Origin of the sequence: Haloglomus halophilum (assembly GCF_024298885.1) — an archaeon.
Classification (GTDB): Archaea; Halobacteriota; Halobacteria; order Halobacteriales; family Haloarculaceae; genus Haloglomus; species Haloglomus halophilum.
In genome coordinates, this window is sequence record NZ_CP101166.1 from 2,679,362 (window position 1) to 2,697,683 (window position 18,322).

The following is an 18,322-nucleotide window of genomic DNA, read 5'->3' on the forward strand; positions in this document are numbered from 1 at the left end:
CGGTCCCCTCGCACGTCCGTACGTGTGGCTGTCGGGGCTTGAATAGCCGCGTGCGGTTACGAACTCTGAGAAACCTGTCGTCAGCTGACGACTCCGTGCTCGCTCGCGATTAGACGTACCGGTATTTGCGCTCGCCCATCCGGCCCCAGCCGTCGAAGACGAACTCCGCCTCGGGCGTCGTCAGCGCGTCGACGTCGGTCTCCTTCTCGTGGTTGTGCGCGTCGTGGATGCGCTCGTACTCATCGAAGGTCAGCTCGTACCGGTCGCGGAGCTGGTCCTTGACGCCGAGCGCACGGATGTTCTCCTCCCAGCCGGGCTGGACCACCTCGTGGTGGATCTCGGCCTGTGCGCCGCTCCCGTAGGAGCCGACGAGGAGACGTTCGCCCGTCAGGTCCTTGCCGGCCTCGGCGGCCTCCAGCAGCCCCGATGCCCGCGCCACGTGGACACTGCCGGTGTACCAGTTCCCGACGTACCGCGACAGCTCCAGCGTCGGCTCGACGGTCTCGGCGTACCAGTCCTGGTACACCTCCGTCTCGGCGAGTGCGTCCGTGTAGTCCTTGAGCGCATCCTGGAACGCCTCGATGTCGTCGTACTCCGCCTGCCGGGGCTGGCGACCGAGCTCCTCGGCGAGCTGGTCCTCGTACTCCGTGTCCCGGGCGACGTGCCGGAACCCGAGCAGCGCGGCCTTCCGGACCATCCCCGGGAACGGGGTGTGGAACGGCACCAGCGCGAAGTCGTCGGGGTGGGTGTCCCCCGCGACGGACTCGTAGTCCATCAGCGCCTCCCGCATCCGTGCGAGATACACCTGCACCGACCGTTTTCCGTCGACGCTCGGGAACTGCTGGTTGGGCTTCAGGAAGTCCGTCTCGTCGGCGCTCCCGTACCCCTGGTGGGTGGACAGCTCGACGAGGTCCGGGTCCTCGGAGATGAGCATCGCCACGGCACCGGCGCCCTGCGTCGCCTCGCCCGGGTCGCCACGGGCGTACAGCGCCGTGTCCGTCGCGATGACCAGCGCCGCCCGGCCACGATTCCGCCCCGCGCGGATCCAGTTGTACGCGTCGTCCAGCGACTGCGTGCCCGAGATGCAGGCGAACTTCCGTTCGCCCTTGTTGGCGTGGTGGAAGTCCTCGTCGTACACCTGCTCCAGACAGCCCGCGATGTACGTCGAGACCGGCTTCGAGTTGTCGAACGACGATTCGGTGGCGACGTCGATGCGGCCGATGTCCGCGGGGGTGAGCCCGCGCCGTTCCATCAGCCGGTGGGCCGCGTTCGCGCCCATCGTTACGATGTCCTCGTACACGTCCGGGAACGAGGAGGCGAACAGGCCGAGCCCCTTCGTGTACTTCCCGGGGTCGTCGTCCTTCGCGGGCGCGTACGTCTCCGCGAGGTCGAGTCTGAGTTTGCCTGTGTGGATTTCGACTGCATCGATACCGACGGCTTTCTCGCTCATGATTCTGGGTTCGGTGGGTGCCTTATGGGTCTGTCGACAGGGGTTACGTCAGATGTCGAATGTTCACGTCACGCTGAACGAGTCCGAGGTGCTCTCCCCCGTGTCGCTCCGGGTGAACGAAACCGAGATGGGGCTACTGGTCGGGGTGTTCTGTGTGTCTACGCCCGACAGTTCGATAGTCACGGTATCCCCAGCCTGGACGTTCCCGCTGACTTCGTATGTGATGCTGGCCGAGTCAGAAGTGGCGGTTAGCGTTGTCTTATCGGAAGGCGAACTCACGGTTGCGCCCGTGTAATCCACAGGGTCCGGGTCCCCATCGGTCACGCCCTGTGCGTTATCCAGATTGATAGTAACCGTCTCCTTGTTGTCAATTTTCGAGTCGGGAGTGAAACTGAACGTCTGCGTGGTGGCCGTGTGCTGCACATCCCCAGCATTGCTGCTGTTGAAACCGCTGCCGCTACCGCTTCCACTCCCGCTGTCCCCACCGCTACTCTTCGGCGCGTCGATGTAGTACGTGGCCCTCGTCCCGTCGCTGTAGACGGCCTTGAAGACGAAGAAGTCGTCCTTGATGTTCTCGTTGAACTCGAAGGTCAGCGTCTCCGTTCCCCCGTCCGCACCGATTTCGATGTTCTGGTCGACGGTTTCGATCCGGTCGCGGATGCCGAGCCGGTCGGTATCGTCCCCGTTCAGGTCGGCGTAGTCCGGGCGGGTGCTGCTCCCGCCGGTAGCCCCGTAGTAGAACGGGATACGGGCCCGTGCGAGTGATTTCGCCTCGCTGTCGGTGTTCTTCAGTGTGACCTGGACATCGCTTTTGGAGCCCACATCGGACACGCTCACCAGCCGGACCTCGCTGAAGCCGGCGGGGTTGATGCTGCCGCCCCCGCCGCTCCCGCTCCCCGACCCGAGCAGGCTCCCCGACCGCGCGCCGGACGGCGGCGCATCGTTGAGGCCGATGGGCCCGCAGTTCAGCTGGTAGCTGCCGGAGAGCGTGAGCGTGAGCGTACCGTCGGTCACGTCGATGTCGTCGGTCGGGACGGTCCCGTCCAGCACCTTGTCCTCCCACACGTCCTCGCTGTACGCGGTCGGGAGCTGTATCTCCGGGTCGACCACGTTCGTCGACAGCACGCCACCAGGCACCGGCTCGACGGTCGCGGACCCGGTTCCGGACTCGGAGAACTCGTTGCGCAACGGGAGCAGGTTGATACTGTTCTCGGTGACGAGCTGCTGGCCCGACCCCGGCAGCGTCTTGCCGGGGAATTCCCGGAACAGGACGGTGTTCTCGACCCGGTAGGTCGGGTCGCTGCCGTAGTAGTTGTAGCCGGCGCGATACTCCAGTGCGCGTGTCTCTGGAACCGATGTCCCCGGGCACGCGTCGTTGGAAATCGTCTCAGGACTCCCGACACTGTTGTTTATTATCGTGATTTTGTGCGGCTCCGTCGTCCTGATGGTCCCCGACGGCTCCGCGGGATTCACGAACAGGCTCCGCGATGGGTACGCTGGTGCCAGGTCCACCTCCACGAACGATTGGTCGCCGGTCGCCGCGTCGAGCACGGCGTTCCGGGCGTTGAGCATGTCCGAGCGGACCTCCTCGCTGTGCTTGAACTCGATTTCAGCGTTCTGGTCCGGGACGACGAATATCTGGAACAGCGAGAGGTTGATGATGAGGATGGCGAACAGCAGCAGCGCTCCGAGTTGAATCGCCTGCGCCCGACCGTCCCACCGGGCTTCCTGTCCACCGGACTCCATTCCTTGCTCCTGTTTTCCGTCGCTCGCTTAAGTAGTTGCGGGCATATCTGGGTCCCCGCCCGGGACCGTCGTGCGACCGGCGATTTCAGTCGTCGCTGATTTCCCAGCCCTCATATCCCTCTTCCTCTTCCTCTCCTTCCGAACCGAAGCTTCCGTCGTCCTCGTTCCACTCGTACTTCAACCCGTCACCGTCCGGGCACGGCGACGACGGCGTCTGCGCGCTCCCGGCTGCCGTCCCCTCGCCGACGGCGGCGGTGCCGCTGGTCGAGCCGTCGGCGTCGAAGTTCTCCATCGACGTTCCGGCCTTCAGCACCACCGTCTCGACCGGGTGGTCGCTGGTCCACTCGATGGCGACCGGTTCGCCGCCGTCCTTCGTCTCGGTGACGGTGATGTCGAGCGTCCCGATGTCGTCGTCTGCGGGACAGGCCGCGACGAAGCTGATTGCCTTCCGTGAGTCATCCTCATCGTCGCTGTCGTCGTCCTCGTCGTCGCTATCGTCACCGTTGCCGTCGCTGCCACTCCCGCTGGCGGTCGCGGCCTCGTCGCCGAGATACCACGTGACGAGCTGCTGGCCATCGAGCCCGGTCACGTTCAGCACGCTATCCGGGGAGCCGGCGGGGAACCGGCTCGGCAAGCCACCGTCGCCGGCGCCGTACCGGGTCGTGTCCTGCACCTCGAAACCGACGCTGTCGAGCCCGACAACCGAGGGTCCCTCCTCGCCGACCGGGTCGCTCGTCCGGTTGACGCGCACGTCGTTGCGCTCCCCGGGCTCGAACAGGCCCGTCGGCAGCTCCGGCCCGGGTGTCAGGTAGACCGCGCCGGGGTAGCTGTTCTCGTAGCCGAAGGTGGCAGTAGTCGCTTGGGCGTCCGACCCGTCGTCACCGGACTGGCCCTGGTCCTCCCCGCCGTCCGGGTCGGTCCCCCGCGGCGTCCGCTCCTCGCAGTCACCACCCTCGGTGACCGTCCCGGGGTCGCTGCCCTGAGTCCGTATCTGCCCCGCGACCTCGACGCCGGTCCCCAGACAGATGTCGCCGTTGTTGCTCTGGACGTCACCGGACACCTCCCCGTCGCCGCCGATGGCGATGTCGCCACCGCCCCCCTGCGTGCTGACCTGCCCGCTGAGGTCGGCGTCGTCGCCGATGGAGACGTTGCCGTCGTTCGCCTGGACGTTTCCGGACACCTCCGCGCTGGCACCGATGACGATGTCGCCGCCGTCGCTCCCCTGTGTCTGGACCTGACCGCTGACCTTCGTGTCGTTGCCGACAGAGATGTCGCCGCTGTTGGCCTTGACGAAGCCCTCCGTCTCGGTGCCGTCCCCGATGACGATATTCCCACCGTCACTGCCCTGTGTCTGGACCTGTCCGGTATCGGCGTCGACTCCGATACAGATATCGCCGCTGTTGGCCGTGACGAAGCCGCTGATCTCCGTGTCGTCTCCGACGGTGATACTGCCGCCGTTACTGCCCTGGGTCTGGACCTGTCCCCCGATGTCGACACCGTCACCGATGGAGATGTTCCCGCTGTTGGCTCTGACGTCGCCCGAGACGCTCGCGTCGTCCCGGATGACGATGTCGCCGCCGTTCGTCCGCACCTTGCCGTCGATCTCCACGTCGGCCTCGACGAGAACGTCGCCGCTCACCTGCACCCCTCCCTGGCCACTGTCGATGACCGTCGGGTCGTCGAGGTCCGAGGCGTCGAAGCTGATGGCAGCACAGACGCCGTCCGCGTCGCCGGAGTCGCCGCCCTCGACCGAACTGACCACCGGTTCGATGTCGCCGTCGTCGTCCGGGCCACCGACGACCCGGACGTTGTCGACGTGCCAGAAGTCGTCGGTTCCGTCGCCGTCGAGCTGGTGGAAGCGGAGCCGGAACTCGTCGTGGCTGGCGACGCTGCCGGGCAGGTAGACCCGCTGTTCGAGCGCGCCGTCGGCCAGCGCGGGGTCGTCCTGTTCGATGGAGTCGACGCGGTGCCACTCCCCGTCCGCGCCGTAGAACTCGACCGCGAGGTCCTCCGCCGCGGCGTCGGGCGCGCCGCTCGGGCTCTCGGCGCTGGGCAGGTCTGCGGTGTATCCGTCGGACCCGTTCTGGACCCAGTAGGCCACCTCGACGAGGTCGTAGTCACCCGTGTCGACGGCCGGGCTGGTGAGTCGCTGCTCGCCGTCCGCGGTGTACGCCGACTGCCCACAGGTCTCGCTGGTGAGGTCGTTGACCCCGGCGATGCCGTCGCCGCTCGCGCTCCAGCTGGCGTTGGCCAGCCGTGCAGCGTCGTCGTCACCGCGGGTTTCGAACGTCGACCACAGCAGCACCGTCTCGTCGCCGTCCAGGTTCGTCGGGTCCGAGCAGACGGCCGCGTCGCCGTCGCCGCTGTCGCCGCCATCACCGTCGCTGGGCGGCCGTTCGAGTTCCTCGACCGTCACGGTCGCCTCGTTGTTGGACGTGTTCCGGTCACCGGCTGCGCCCACATCCGCGATGGTCGCGGTGTTGTCGAGCGCCCCGGGCACCGGGCTGGCGATGGCCCGGATGGTGAGGGTCTCCCTCGTGCCCTCCGCGAGGCCGCTAGAGAGCCGCCACTTCCCCGTCGCCGGGTCGTACGTGCCGTCGCTCGCGTCGTGTGACAGCGGGATGAACCCGGCCGGCAGCTCGTCTCGGACCACGAGACCGCTGGGGATGTCGCCCGGCCCGCGGTTGCCGACGGTCAGGTCGAACGTCACCGTGTCGCCGCTGTCGACGCGTGCGGTGCCGTCGCCGTTCGGGTCCTGGGGCGAGGTCATCTCCAGGTACGGGTCCGCCCCGCCGATGGTCACCGACGCCGTGTCCACGTCGTTGTCGACGCCCGGGTCCTCGACCGCCGATTCCGTCCGGGCGACCGTGTACGGGAGCGCCTCGCCCGTACTCCCGCTGGCGCGCATCGTCACGTTCAGCGTGACCGACTCGCCGGCCGGGAGTCCGTCCGGAATCGTCCAGGTCCCGCTTGCCGGGTCGTAGGTGGGCCCGTTCGCGGGACTGCTCGCCGATACCGGGTCGAACTGACGGGGATCGTAGCCGTCACTCACGCGGATCGGTCCGGTCGCCCGCCCCGGACCGAGGTTCTTGACCGTGGTACTGAAGGTGACCTCCGCCCCGTCGCCGACCGCGGGCTTGTCGGCGGTCACGTTGACCGCGATGTCGGCCGGGCGCTGGCGCAGGTGGACCGTCTCCGTCGAGCCGTCGTCGAACAGCAGCGTCACTGACAGGTTGGCGTCGCCGGCCGTCGTCGGTACGAGCGTTCCCAGGTCGGCGACGGACCCGTCGTCGGTCCGGTACTCGCCCACTTCGAACGCGAAGGTCGCGTTCCCCGGGACCGTCGCGTTCTCGGCGTCGTAGCCCGGGAGGGCGTCGAGGTCCGCGAACCGATATCGTGTGCCGTCGGCCGAGACGTTCGCCTCGGCGTCCGCGAAGCCGTCGTCGCCGCTGCCGTCGCCATCGACCGGCACGTCGACCTCCCGGTCGCCGCCGCGGTCGACCGCCGCCGCGAGCGTCGTGTCCGTCTCGAACCCGACGATCTCCGTCGGCCCATCGCCGCTCGACAGGTCCACGCTCACGCCGGTCGTCTTCTCGATTTCGCCGTCACCGTCGATGTCCTCGCCGGTCGGCGTGACGCCCTCGACGGTCACGTTCTCGCTCGCGGGCTGGGGGCTCTCGCCGGGGAGCGTCCCGGTGTCGTACCAGTCGTCCGCGCTGTCCGTGTCGATGTACTGGCCCGCGTCGTCCTGCTCACGGTACGCCGTCGTGTCCTCGGTACCGCCGGTGAAGGTGTGTTCCCAGTCGCCCGTGCGGGGGGCCTCCGTTCCGTAGGCGTAGCGGTCCAGTTCCGTTTCGGCGGTGCCGTCGCCGTCCAGGTCGCCCCGCAGCGTCAGCGTCGCGCCGCCGTCGGCCAGGATGTCGGAGTCCTCGATGGTGGGCTGGCCGGTGGACTCGTCGAGGACGAGGACTCGGTCAGTCGTCACGCCGCGCTCGGCCGCGAACCGGTCCACGTCGACCGTCTCGCCGACCAGATATATCGGGCCGCCCGTCCTGCTGACTGGCTGTGCGACCCCGTCCAGCGAGACGTTCAAAAGCCGCTTCCCGTCCGTTCCGGGCCGACGGACGGCCAGCTCGTACCCGCTCGTGTCCACGGGCCGCTCGAAGTCCAGTCGTACGTACTCGTCGCTGGACTCGTCACTGGCCGCGATGGTCGCGTCGCGAGCCTCGACGGCCGCGATGCGGCCGCTCCGCAGTTCGCTTCCGTAGACGTACGTGTCGACGGCCGCACCCGTCGCGTCCCGGAGCGTCACGGTCCCGCCGTCGTCCGCGAGGAACGACGCGGGCAGCCCGTCAGCGAGGTTCTCGGCCCGGAGTACCTGGCTCGGGTCCACGCCCTGCTCGTTGGCGAATGTCGTCGGGTCGGTTCCTTCGCCGACGACGTATATCGGGGCACCGTCCCGTGCCGCCCCGTCGGCGGCGCCGAGGTCGAGGATCGCTGGGGCGCTCCCGTTACCGTCGACCACGACCGTCCAGCCGGTCGTGTCCGCACCGCCGGGGAAGTCGAGTCGGAGCCGGCCGTCCCGGTCAGCGGCGGTCGCCCCGTCACCACCGGGGTAGTCCCCGTCCGTGTCCGGCGTCACCGCGTCGATGCGGCCGTTGGCCGTCCCGGTCCACTCGGCCCGGTCGACCGTCGTCCCGCTCGCGTCCTCCAGCCGGAGTTCGCCGCCCAGGTCCGACAGCACGTCGTCCGGCGTCGGCGTCCCGTCGGTGCTCGGCACCGCGTCGCCGCCGAACCGGAACACCTGGTCCTCGTCCACGCCGCGCGCGTCGGCGAACGCTGCCGGGTCGGTCCCCTCGCCGACGAGGTAGACCGGCCCGCCCGCCGCCGCGGCCGCCGCGACGGAGTCGTTGGTCAGCGAGTACGTGGCCGACTCCGTCCCGGGCCCGGTCGTCGTCCGATCGACGACGACCGACCAGCCCGTCGTCGTGTCGACGGGGCCGGTGAACTCCAGCCGGGCGAACTCGTCGCTCCCGTCACCGTCCCAGGCCGGGTCGACCGTCGGCACGGCGCCGGTCGCGGGCGTCCTGTCGCCCCCGGGCGGGCTGTGGTAGTCGTACCGGTCGACCAGCCGGTCGCGCTCGTCGCGCAGTCGCAAGGTCGCGCCGGCCTCCGGCAGCACGTTCATCGCCATCCCCGACTCCGCCACCGCACCCACGGCGACGACCTGCGAGGGGTCGAGGCCGCGGTCGGCGGCGAACCGGGCTCGGTCCACCGAACGCCCGACCACGTAGAGGTCCTGGCCGGCCGCGATGGTGTCACGGGCCGTCGGGACGCCCAGGTCGAACGTGCCGACCCGCCCCGCGCCGTCGACTGTCAGCGTCCAGCCGGCCGAGTCGAACGCCCGGTCGACGTCCAGCCGGACGACCTCGTCGCGGTCCGGGCTCCCGGTCCCGGCGTCGGTCGCGTTCCGGGGGACCACGTCGGCGATGGCCGCTGCCGGGCCGCCACCGTAGGCGTAGGTGTCGACGGCGTCGCCGGAGACATCCTGCAGCGTCAGCGCGGCGCCGTCGTCTTCGAACAGGTCCGAGTCGGCGAGGCCGCCCTCGGCGATCGGCGCCGCGAATACCACGCGGTCGGCCGTGAGGTTCCGGGCGGCGGCAAACGCCGCGCGGTCGTCGGCGTCAACGGTCCCATCACCGTTCACGTCGACCTGGCCCAGCAGGTACACCGGACCGGGCGCGGCGCCGGTCGTGTCCGCCAGCGGCGTCAGATCCAGCCGCTCGGTCGTCCCGGCGCCGTCGTCGACGAGCAGCCGCCAGCCCGTCGTATCCACCGCTGTCCCGAAGTCGAGACGCGCGTACTCGTCGCTCGCGACGCTCGGTGTCTCGCCCCCAGTGGCGTCGAGCGGCACCACGCGCCCGATACTGGCCCGCTGGATGCCGTCGTACGCCCGCTCGTCGACCAGTTCACCCTCGCCCGGCGGTCCGTCGTGGAGCCGGACGGTCCCGCCGGTTCCGGGGACGAACTCGTCGTCTGCGAGTCCCGCCGGAGCGAGCGTCGTGGCGCGGAAGACGCGGTCGGTCGAGACGCCGTGTTCTCTTGCGAACCTCGCCCGATTCACGTCCGCCCCGACGACGTACACCGGTCCCGTGACCGACCCGTCGGTACCGACCCGCTCGGCGACCGGGCCGAGGTCGGTTGTCTCGCGGCGCCCGTCGGCGACGACGCTCAGCGTGTGGTTCGCCCCGTCGAGCAGGTCGGCCGGCCGCTCGAACCGGAGTTCGACGTGTTCGTCGGCGGGGCTCCCGCCCGGACCGGCCGGCTGCACGCCCGCAATCCGCCCGCCGTCCGAGCGATAGGCGAACACGTCGACGACGGTCGAGTCCTGCCGGAGCAGCACCGTCCCGCGCTGGTCGTCCAGCACGTCGGTGAACGCATCACCGTCGCCTGGGTCGGCGTCCGAGAGTTCGTTCCGGGCCGTCCCGTCGACCAGCGATGCGCCGGCGTCCGGAGCCAGCGCCGCGGCCCGCACGACCACGTCGTTCCCGTCGAGGCCGTTGCGTGCGGCGAACGCCTCCAGCCCCGCCGCCCCCTCGTACGAGTCGTCGTACGCGTTCTCGCCGACGACGTAGATATCGACCGGACCGCTCGTCACCTCGTCGACCGTCACGCTCGTCAGACTGGACAGGGGAACGCCCCGAGCGTCGGCGACGTCCACCAGCACCTGATTGGCATCACCGGCGAAGTAGATCTCGTCGGCACCGCCGGTCACGCCGGCACGGTCCAGGCTCCCCGCCAGTGCGACCGTGTTCCGGACGCTCCCGTCCCGGTTCACGAACTCGAGCGTGTGGTTCGCCGTGTCGATTCCGTCTGCGTCGGTGACGGTCACCCGGACGAAGTCCCCGCTCTGGTCGTCCCTGACGTTCGGGCTGACGGCTGTGACGAGCGGCGGCATCCGGTCGTCCCGCACCGCCTCGGCGGTGTTCTCGATGCCGATGTTGTAGGTCACCTGTCCCTTGTCGCCGTGGATGCCCGGAGCCTCCACGCCGAGCGTCGCGGTGGCGCCCTCGACGGGGGCGTTGACCGGCGCCCGGTAGGTGAACGTCGCGCGACCGTCCTCGTCGGTGACGGCGCCGATCTCACCGACGCTGTTCACCGGCCCGACCACGCGACCGACCGACGGCTGGATGACGTCGAGTTCGACACCGCTGACGGGGTTGTTGTACCGGTCACGCACCTGGACGGTGAACTGGCGCTGCTTCCCCTCGTCGATGGGGTCCGGGTTCCGGAGCGCCGTCACGTAGGCGGCCGGCTCCGACACCGACCCCGTCAGGCCGACCTTCGACAGTTTGGCGTCGTACGTCACGCCTGGCTCCATCTTCAGCGTGAGCGTCCCACAGGGGGCGTCGGGCAGACTCGCCGTACAGCTGTACGACCGGACGTAGGCGTCCGGGTCGGTCCCAGCGGGGTCGAGTTCGCTCGCGAGCAGGTCGCTCCAGGCCGACTTCGGAATCCGTGTCGGGATCCGGACCGTCATGGGCTCGGCGTTCGGGCTCCGCAGGTCCACGTTCACCTGCGAGGCCGACAGGGCCTCGGGCTCGATTGTGGCCGTCCCGGTCCGGCTGATGTCGCGCTCGCCGTCGACGAACGCCAGGGAGAGCTGCTTCCCGTCGACCAGCCGCTGGCCGCTCTGCATCGTCGTACTCTCGTCCCCGCTCCGGTAGAGGACGGAGCTCTCGTAGGCCGACTGTGGGGCGTCCTCGTAGTAGTTGTAGCCCGGATCGTAGAGGACCCGGCTGTTCGTGTAGCCGCTCCGAACCGTCCCGCTCCAGAAATCCGTCGTCTCGGGGTTCGCTGCGACCGCGTTCGACAGCGACCCGGCGCCCAGTGAGTCGATACGCAGCGACCCCTGTGGCTGCTGTGGATTCTGCAGGACCGTCCGCTCGGGGTAGGTCGTTCCCAGACGGACGGTCGCTGTCTGCCCGGTAGTCGTGTCGGCCGACCCCAGCACCGCAGCGCGTACGTCCAGCATGTCCTGTTCGATCCCCTGCTGGTGCTGGACCTCCGCGCGCTCGTTCTGCTGTGGCACGACGACGGCCTGTGTCACCGCCAGCGAAACCACTACCAGTGCCAGGACGAGCACTGCCGCGATAGCTGCCACCTGGGCCCGCTCTTCCTCGAACCCCAACCCCCGGAGATACATCTTGATTACCACCACGGTAGTCGTTAATACTAAAAGGGCTTCTGACAGTGCCATCCAAAAGCCCGCCACTCCAGGGTCACGAACCACGGCTATTCGGCCCTGAAACGCCGTACCTGCCGGTCCCCCGTCGTCTCCGCGCTCAGGGCGAGCAGCTCAGACCGTCCGCCAGCGTCAGCGTCTGTCCCGCCTCGACGAGCGTTCCCTCACACTGCACCTGCTGTCCGGTGTCATCCGTGAACGTCACGGTGACGTCGATGTCGTTGGCGGCGGTCACGCTGGGGGTGAACTCGATGATAGCGGTCCCGGACGGTCCCGACGGCGGGTTCACGAGCGAGACCGTCGTGTCGTCCGACGGGTCGGCGTCGACCGTGACCTCCGGCACGTCGAAGTCGTCCGTGGCGCTGTAGGTGAACGTCACGCGGTCGGTCTGGGGCTGGTTGCTCTGCCCCCCTCCTTGCCCTTGTCCGGGAGTGCCGCCACCGGCGTAGTTGGCGCTCACGCTCAGTGTCCTGACGGTCGGCGCCTGGTCGCCCGCCTCGGCCTCGCAGACATCCTCGGGCCCAGTCGTCCGCCAGTCGTCCGCCGAGACGTTCGTGTCCACGTAGGCCTCGTCGTCCACGCGGCGGAGGCCGATGCCGTCGGCGTCGAACTGAACCCCTTCGGCTCCGTTGTACGTGAGGCTGTCATAGACTGGCCCACCGCCATCGGGAACGAGTTCGAGCACGCCGCTGTCGCCGACATCGAGCGTTCCAGTCGACTCGGAGCCACAGGGGTTGGCGTTGACGTATACCTCCTCCCCAGACGTGGCACTGTCAATATCGACGGTCACATCGCCCCCATCGGGGTTGTACACGAGGTCGTAGTCCCCGCCATTCGGGAAGTAGAGCCGGACGAACTCATCGGCGGCCGAATCGTCTCCGACATTCGGTGACGGTTCCACCGCGGTAATGAGCGGCCGTGTGTACGCGTCGTTCTCGACCCGCTCGGCGTTGTCCTCGACGGTGAGGTTGATGGCGACGGTCTGCGGGTCGCTCCGGTCGGCTGCGTCGCCGCCGGGGCCGGTCGCGTTGAGCGTCACCTCCCGGCTCTGCCGGACGTTCAGTGGTGCGCGGTAGCTGAACGTCGCCCGGCCGTTGGCGTCGGTCGTCGCCGTCGCCGTGCCTCCACTCCCGCTCCGGTCGCCGACCACCCACCCGGTGACCGGCTGCCTGATGCGCACCTCCTTCCCGACGACGGGGTTGTTGAACCGGTCGCGGGCCTCGACCGTCACCTGTCGCCGGTCTCCCTCGTCGAGGCTGTCGCCGCTCCCCCGCGTGACGACGTACGCGACCTCTCCAGCCGCCCGTTCGGCGGGGCTCCGGCTCCCCACGCCGACGGCGCCGAGCCGGAGGTTGTAGCTCTGCCCCTCGACGAGGGTGACGACGAGGAGGTTCCCCTGGGCTGCCGGATTGTCCCGGACCTCGACCTCCTCGACGTAGCCGTCGGGGTTCCTGGTGGCCATCTCACCGCTCAACAGGTCCTTCCACTCCGATTCCGACAACTGCGTCGGGAGCCGAAGCGTAATCGGTCCCCCCTCGCTCGTCACGCTCACGGTCCGGTTCGTCGCGGAGACGACCCGCGGGTCGACGGCGACCGCGCGGCTCGCTGCCGTGTCGTACTCCCCCATCAGTCCGACCAGCGAGATCGTCCGGGAGTTGATGAACGACTGGTTGGAGAGCGTGAGCCGCTCGCCGCTCTCGAATCGGTTGTACAGCACGGAGGTCTCGAACACGGTCTCCGGGGCCCCGCCGTAGGCGTTGTACGACGGCTCGTACACCAGTCCGTTCGTCGAGAAGTTCCGGGCCGTCCCGTTCCAGTAGTTCTGAGCGCCGTTGCTGGTCGTCGCCGTCGCATTGGTGATGTTGAATCCGCCCCGGTCGACGGTCCGGAGGGTCCCGCCCGGCGGGGCCGGGTTCAACAGGAGGGTCCGCGAGGGGTAGGTCGTTCCCAGCCGGACCTGCGTGGTCCGGGGCTCACCGGTCGCGGCCGACCGGAGCAGGTCGCTCCGCAGGTCGACCATGTCGCTCTGGAGGTTCTGGTTGTGGTTGAACTCCACCTGGGCGTTCTCCTGTGGGACGAGCACCGCCTGGAAGAGGGCGAGACCGATGATGAGGAAGGCGAACAGCACGAGGACGCCTATCTGAACCGGCTGCCCCCGCGCTCCCCCCGTCGTGCCGTACATATGCGTCTGCTCGCATCTCTCGGGCGGTGATAAAAGTCGTTTCCGACAGAAGCATCCAACTATCGGCCGGTCGACCGCGCCCCCGGTGGGCGGCCGCCGGTGATCGGGCTCAGTCCTCCTCTTCGACGACCTCGGGGTCCGCGAGTGCCGACTGGAGGCTGTCGAGCCCGTTGACCCAGTCGAGGACGAGCGCGTTCTCGATCTCCTCGACGACGCTCGTATCGATCTCGTCGCCGGCGAAGATGCGGGTCCCGGCCTGCGCGCAGTAGGCGAACGCGGCGTCGAGTTCGTCCTCGTTGCCCGCGTCGATGGCCGCGTTGACGTACTCGGCGGCGCTCGCCTCGTCGGCGGGTGCGTTGGCGACGTACTCCTCGGCCGCCGAGATGACGGGTTCGAGCGAGGCCTGCACGCTCTGGATGAGCATCGTCTTGTCCTCGTCGTCGAACTCCACCTCGGCGAAGATGATATCGCGCATCTGGCCGAGCTTCTCCAGCGCGCTCTCCTCGGCCAGCTCCTCGTCCTCGGCGTCGGTGACGATCTTCGCGACCGCGATGGCCGTATCGTCGCGCAGGTTCCAGAGGAAGCGTGCCGAATCCTCCTCTTCGGGGTTGAAGTCCTCTTCACGGAGCCGGCCGACCCAGTTCTGCCAGCGTTCCGCCGTGTAGTACTCGTCCGGGGGCGTGCTCATGTTGCCGGCGTACGTGCGCCGGGGGTTATGCCTTTCCCTCGGCCGCCACCCGATGGACTCAATACTCTCGACACATCGGCGTCTGCGGGCCGCTAACGCCGTACCTCGTGTGGGTGGCCGTCTCCCGCCGTGTGCTGGCGCTCCACACTCCGCGCGCTCTGACCGGCGATATCACTCCGCGAGCGTCGCCTCGGTGTCGATTCCGTAGACGCGCGCGGGGGTCTCGACGTGCACGGTCCGGACGGCGTCCTCGTGGCCCGCCTCCAGCAGCCACCGGGTCCGCCGGGGGACCGTCTTCGGCCCGAGGACCGCGCCGGGACGGTCCGGGTCGTCGATGAAGTCCGTTTCCAGCATGAACGGCCGGCCCTGCTCCATGGCGCCCTCGATCTTGGGTTTCTTGGCGATGACGCTCGGCACCGGGCCGACCGTCCGGCTCCCGGCGTAGTGCTTGACGACCTGTTCGGGCGGGAGGCCGCGCTCCTCGGCCCAGTCCGTGACCTCGGAGAAGTCCTCGCCGCCCTCCGTGTGGAGCTGGACGGCACAGCCGACCTCGGCCGCGCGCTCGAACGCGTGGCACATGACCTCGTTCGAGGCGTCCCAGACGGCCTCGTCGACATCGTAGTGTGGACGCCCGGATTTGATGGCCAGCGCGGGGCCGTCGCTGACGTACTCCGCGGCCACGTCGATACCGGCGCACATCAGGTCGCGGGCCTCTCCGGCGGTGTAGCCACGGTCGACGAGCTGGCTGATGAGCGCGGGGTGGACCCCGAGGACGGGCCACGCACGCCCGTCGAGCACCTCCGTCGCGCGCTCGACCGCCTCGACGGTGAGGTCGAACCCCTCGCGGAAGTCCTCGCGGTCGTCGACCTCGACGCCGAGACTCCACGACGGCTTGTTCAGCACGAGCAGGTGGGTCCCGCCGACCGCGGCGAACTCCTCGACCGCCTCCGTATCACGGCCGTTCACCGGGTCGAGATGGAGGTGGTCGTCGAGAACGGGTCCGTCGTAGTCCATACCCGTGGCTGGGACGGCCGTGGCGAAAAGCGTCCGGGATGCGCCCGACGGTCGCGGTCGCGTGGCTGGAAACCGGAACGTCCCCGAAAGCGGCACGCGGTGGCCCCCGGCCGCGACGCTCGCGGGGCTGGCGAACCCGTCGGCGCGACTCGGTGCGTCAGGTCACGGTTGGGCTGGTCCCGTCCCCCTATTTGAAATTCCAGGCTGGGGTCAGCCCAGCAGCGTCAACCGGCCGACACTCTCGGCGGCCATCCACGCGAGGAAGCCGCCGTAGACGAACAACAGCCCGACCGCCTCCGCCGTCGACACCGCCAGGTCCGTCCGGACGACGGTCAGCAGGAGGAGGGCCGCGCCGACGAGGAAGACGAACAGCGGGACGACCGCGCCGAAGTTCACCGTGACGGCACCGACCACCAGCACCGCGACCGGGATGGCGACCAGCAGGTCGAACGTGCTCGACCCCAGCACGGTCGAGATGGAGACGCCCGGTTCGTCGTTGCGCGCAGCCAGCACCCCGACGAACACCTCCGGCACCGAGACCCCCGCGCCGACGACGGTCAGTCCCCAGAGGAACTCGGAGGTGCCGAACGCGTCGCTGAACTCGATGGCCGCGCGCACCAGGCCCTCGACGCCGACGCCCACGAACACCAGCGACACGACCAGACCGGTCAGGTACTGGGTGGCCGAGTGGTCGCCGCTCGCGCGTCCCGCCCCGTGCTCGGCGGCGTCGGCGTACTGCAGGAACAGGAAGAAGAGGTAGAGTCCGAGCGGCGCGAGCACCAGTTGTCGTGTCAACTCCCCGGTCCGGCTGCCGGTGGCGACCGGGTTGTAGATGACCGAGAGCGCGAGCACCAGCAGGACGGTGGCGACCGACAGCACGTAGAAGCCGGTCTCCTGGTACACCAGTTCGCGGTCGGTCTGGAGGCTGCTGCCGGGGGATAGCAGCGTCGAGACGCCCGGCACCACGAGCACCTTGAACACGGCCGAACCGACGACGATGCCGACAGCCAGCTCGACGCGGTCGTGGAGCGTGATGGCGACGACGGTCGCGATGAACTCCGGGAACGAGGAGCCCAGCGCCGTCACGACCGCGCCCCGGACGTCGCTCGGGAGGTCGAAGTGGTCGGCGAGCTGTCGGGTCGACCGTTCCAGCACCGTCGCTCCCGCCCACACCGCCGCCAGCGACCCCGCCGCCAGGGCCGCGACAACCTGGAGACTCGCCATGACCAGCCGGACTCGGGGTCGGCCCGTAATTCCAGTGGCCGCGTTGCGGTGCGTGAGGCGTTGGCACAGCGGTTCATGGGGTCCTGTCGTATCCGTGGCGGTGTCGGCCCGCGAGCGACAACCCTGAAGCGTCCGCCCCTCGACAGCCGACCCATGTCCATCCCGCTCTGGAAGTTCGCGGACCGACTGAACGAGTTCCTCGACGTAGACGCGTACGCGGCTGACGCAGCCGTCCAGGGGCTGCAGGTCGGCCCCGAGGACGCGACCGTCGAGACGGCCGCCTTCGCCGTCGACGGCGTCCTCGCCACCTTCGAGGAGGCCGCTGCGCGCGGTGCCGATGTCGTCGTGGTCCATCACGGCATCTCCTGGGGCGGCATCGACGCCGTCACCGGGACGGAGTACGACCGCGTCGCCGCGCTCGTCGAGAACGACCTCGCGCTGTACGCCGTCCACACGCCGCTGGACGGGCACGACGAGGTGGGGAACGCCGCCCTGCTCGCCGACCACCTCGACCTCGATGTCGTCGAACCGTTCGGCGAGTTCGGTGGCGTCCACGTCGGCCAGCGCGCCCGCGCGGACGACCCACGGACGGTCGCGGACCTGCGGGATGCCCTCTCGGCGCTGGAGACGGGCGACCAGCCCGTCCAGGTGCTCGACTTCGGTCCCGAGGAGATCGAGGACGTGGCCATCCTCACGGGCAGCGGTACCGACTGGCTGGACGAGGCCCGCGAGGCAGGCGTGGATGCGCTCATCACGGGCGAGGGGAAACAGCCGGCGTACCACGAGGCCCGCGAGGCCGGCATCACCGTCTTCCTCGCCGGGCACTACGCCACGGAGACGTTCGGCGTGCGTGCGCTGGCCGACCGCGTCGACGACTGGGAGGAGGTCGTCGGGACGACCTACATCGAGCACCCGACCGGGCTGTGATCACCCGCGTCGTGCGACGCGGAGGGTGAACTCCCAGTCGACCCGGGTACCGTCGTCGGCGCTGGGCAGGTTCCGAGGCTCGCTCCAGAACACGCGTGGTTCGAATCGGTGACGCCCGAGCGGGAGGCAGTCGCCCGTCCCGCGGTCGGTCCCGAGCACGTACGAGCGCGCGGTCACCGTCTCGCCGGGCCCGAGGTCGATGACCTCGTACGCCGTGTCCCTCGCGAACGGTCGTTCCACGCCCCAGCAGTCCCCCTCCGTCGACCGTGCCATCTCGCTGGCGAGCAGGAACACCTCTTCGTCGACGGAGCGGACGCCGTCGTGGCGTGCGAGTTCCCCCTCGCCGAGCTCCAGCGCCTGGTCGGCCGTGTTCTCGATCCGTGTCCGGAGGACCGGTGGGCGTCCGGCCGTCCTCGACTCGATGCGGACCTCGTACCGGACGGGCGCCGCCGTCGCCGGCGAGGTGCCGGCCACCGTTACAGAGGCGACCTCGGCCGCCACCCCGGGCGACCAGTCCAGGGGCCGCTCCACCGTCTCACGGTCTGTCGGTGTCGGGTGGTCTGTCGGTGTCTCCGTATCGGTCGGGCTGGTGGTGCCGGGCTGCTGGCTCCGCGGCGTGCCGGTGCTCGCGGGGGCTGTGCGGTCGTCCCCACCGTCCTCGCTGTCCTCGCCCGAACAGCCCGCCAACCCGGCTGCGAGGGCCACGCCCGCGTCGCGGAGGAGCCGTCGGCGTTCCATGGCCGGTGGTGGCGGTCCACACGACTTCTCGGTTCTGGAAGCGCTAATGAACGCTTTACCGAACGCCCGCGTAGTCCCCCCCGGCACCGCCCGGGGATCCGTCGGGCC

Annotated in this window: 9 protein-coding genes; 1 reads left to right on the top strand and 8 read right to left on the bottom strand. The window is 69.3% G+C overall.

What is annotated here, in order from left to right; all coding sequences use genetic code 11:
- Window positions 1-109: 109 nt before the first annotated feature.
- The 7 genes from hmgB to NL114_RS13005 form a co-directional block, all read right to left on the bottom strand.
- On the bottom strand, window positions 110-1,450 hold the full coding sequence (hmgB, locus tag NL114_RS12975; protein WP_254821343.1) for a hydroxymethylglutaryl-CoA synthase: 1,341 nt from the start codon (window positions 1,448-1,450) through the stop codon (window positions 110-112).
- 63 nt (window positions 1,451-1,513) lie between these two features.
- A complete protein-coding gene (locus NL114_RS12980) occupies window positions 1,514-3,196 on the bottom strand; it encodes a hypothetical protein (protein WP_254821344.1) in 1,683 nt (560 codons plus the stop codon).
- Between the two features lie 85 nt (window positions 3,197-3,281).
- The gene (locus tag NL114_RS12985; protein WP_254821345.1) at window positions 3,282-11,402 is read right to left on the bottom strand and encodes a hypothetical protein; all 8,121 of its coding nucleotides are present in this window, start codon (window positions 11,400-11,402) and stop codon (window positions 3,282-3,284) included.
- Window positions 11,403-11,541: 139 nt separating this feature from the next.
- On the bottom strand, window positions 11,542-13,623 hold the full coding sequence (locus NL114_RS12990; protein ID WP_254821346.1) for an Ig-like domain-containing protein: 2,082 nt from the start codon (window positions 13,621-13,623) through the stop codon (window positions 11,542-11,544).
- 109 nt (window positions 13,624-13,732) lie between these two features.
- On the bottom strand, window positions 13,733-14,311 hold the full coding sequence (locus NL114_RS12995) for a DUF2150 family protein (protein ID WP_254821347.1): 579 nt from the start codon (window positions 14,309-14,311) through the stop codon (window positions 13,733-13,735).
- Window positions 14,312-14,482: 171 nt separating this feature from the next.
- Entirely contained in the window at window positions 14,483-15,325 is an 843-nt protein-coding gene (locus tag NL114_RS13000) for a TatD family hydrolase (protein WP_254821348.1), read from the bottom strand.
- Window positions 15,326-15,535: 210 nt separating this feature from the next.
- On the bottom strand, window positions 15,536-16,549 hold the full coding sequence (locus tag NL114_RS13005; protein WP_254821349.1) for a sodium:calcium antiporter: 1,014 nt from the start codon (window positions 16,547-16,549) through the stop codon (window positions 15,536-15,538).
- Between the two features lie 159 nt (window positions 16,550-16,708).
- Here NL114_RS13005 and NL114_RS13010 point away from each other — a divergent pair, with 159 nt between their 5' ends.
- Window positions 16,709-17,476, top strand: a complete 768-nt coding sequence (locus NL114_RS13010; RefSeq protein WP_350355426.1) for a Nif3-like dinuclear metal center hexameric protein — start codon at window positions 16,709-16,711, stop codon at window positions 17,474-17,476.
- On the opposite strand, the gene NL114_RS13015 is transcribed toward NL114_RS13010, so the two are convergent.
- Window positions 17,477-18,214, bottom strand: coding sequence for a hypothetical protein (locus NL114_RS13015; RefSeq protein ID WP_254821351.1), 738 nt, complete (start codon window positions 18,212-18,214; stop codon window positions 17,477-17,479). It abuts the gene before it with no gap.
- Window positions 18,215-18,322: the final 108 nt, after the last annotated feature.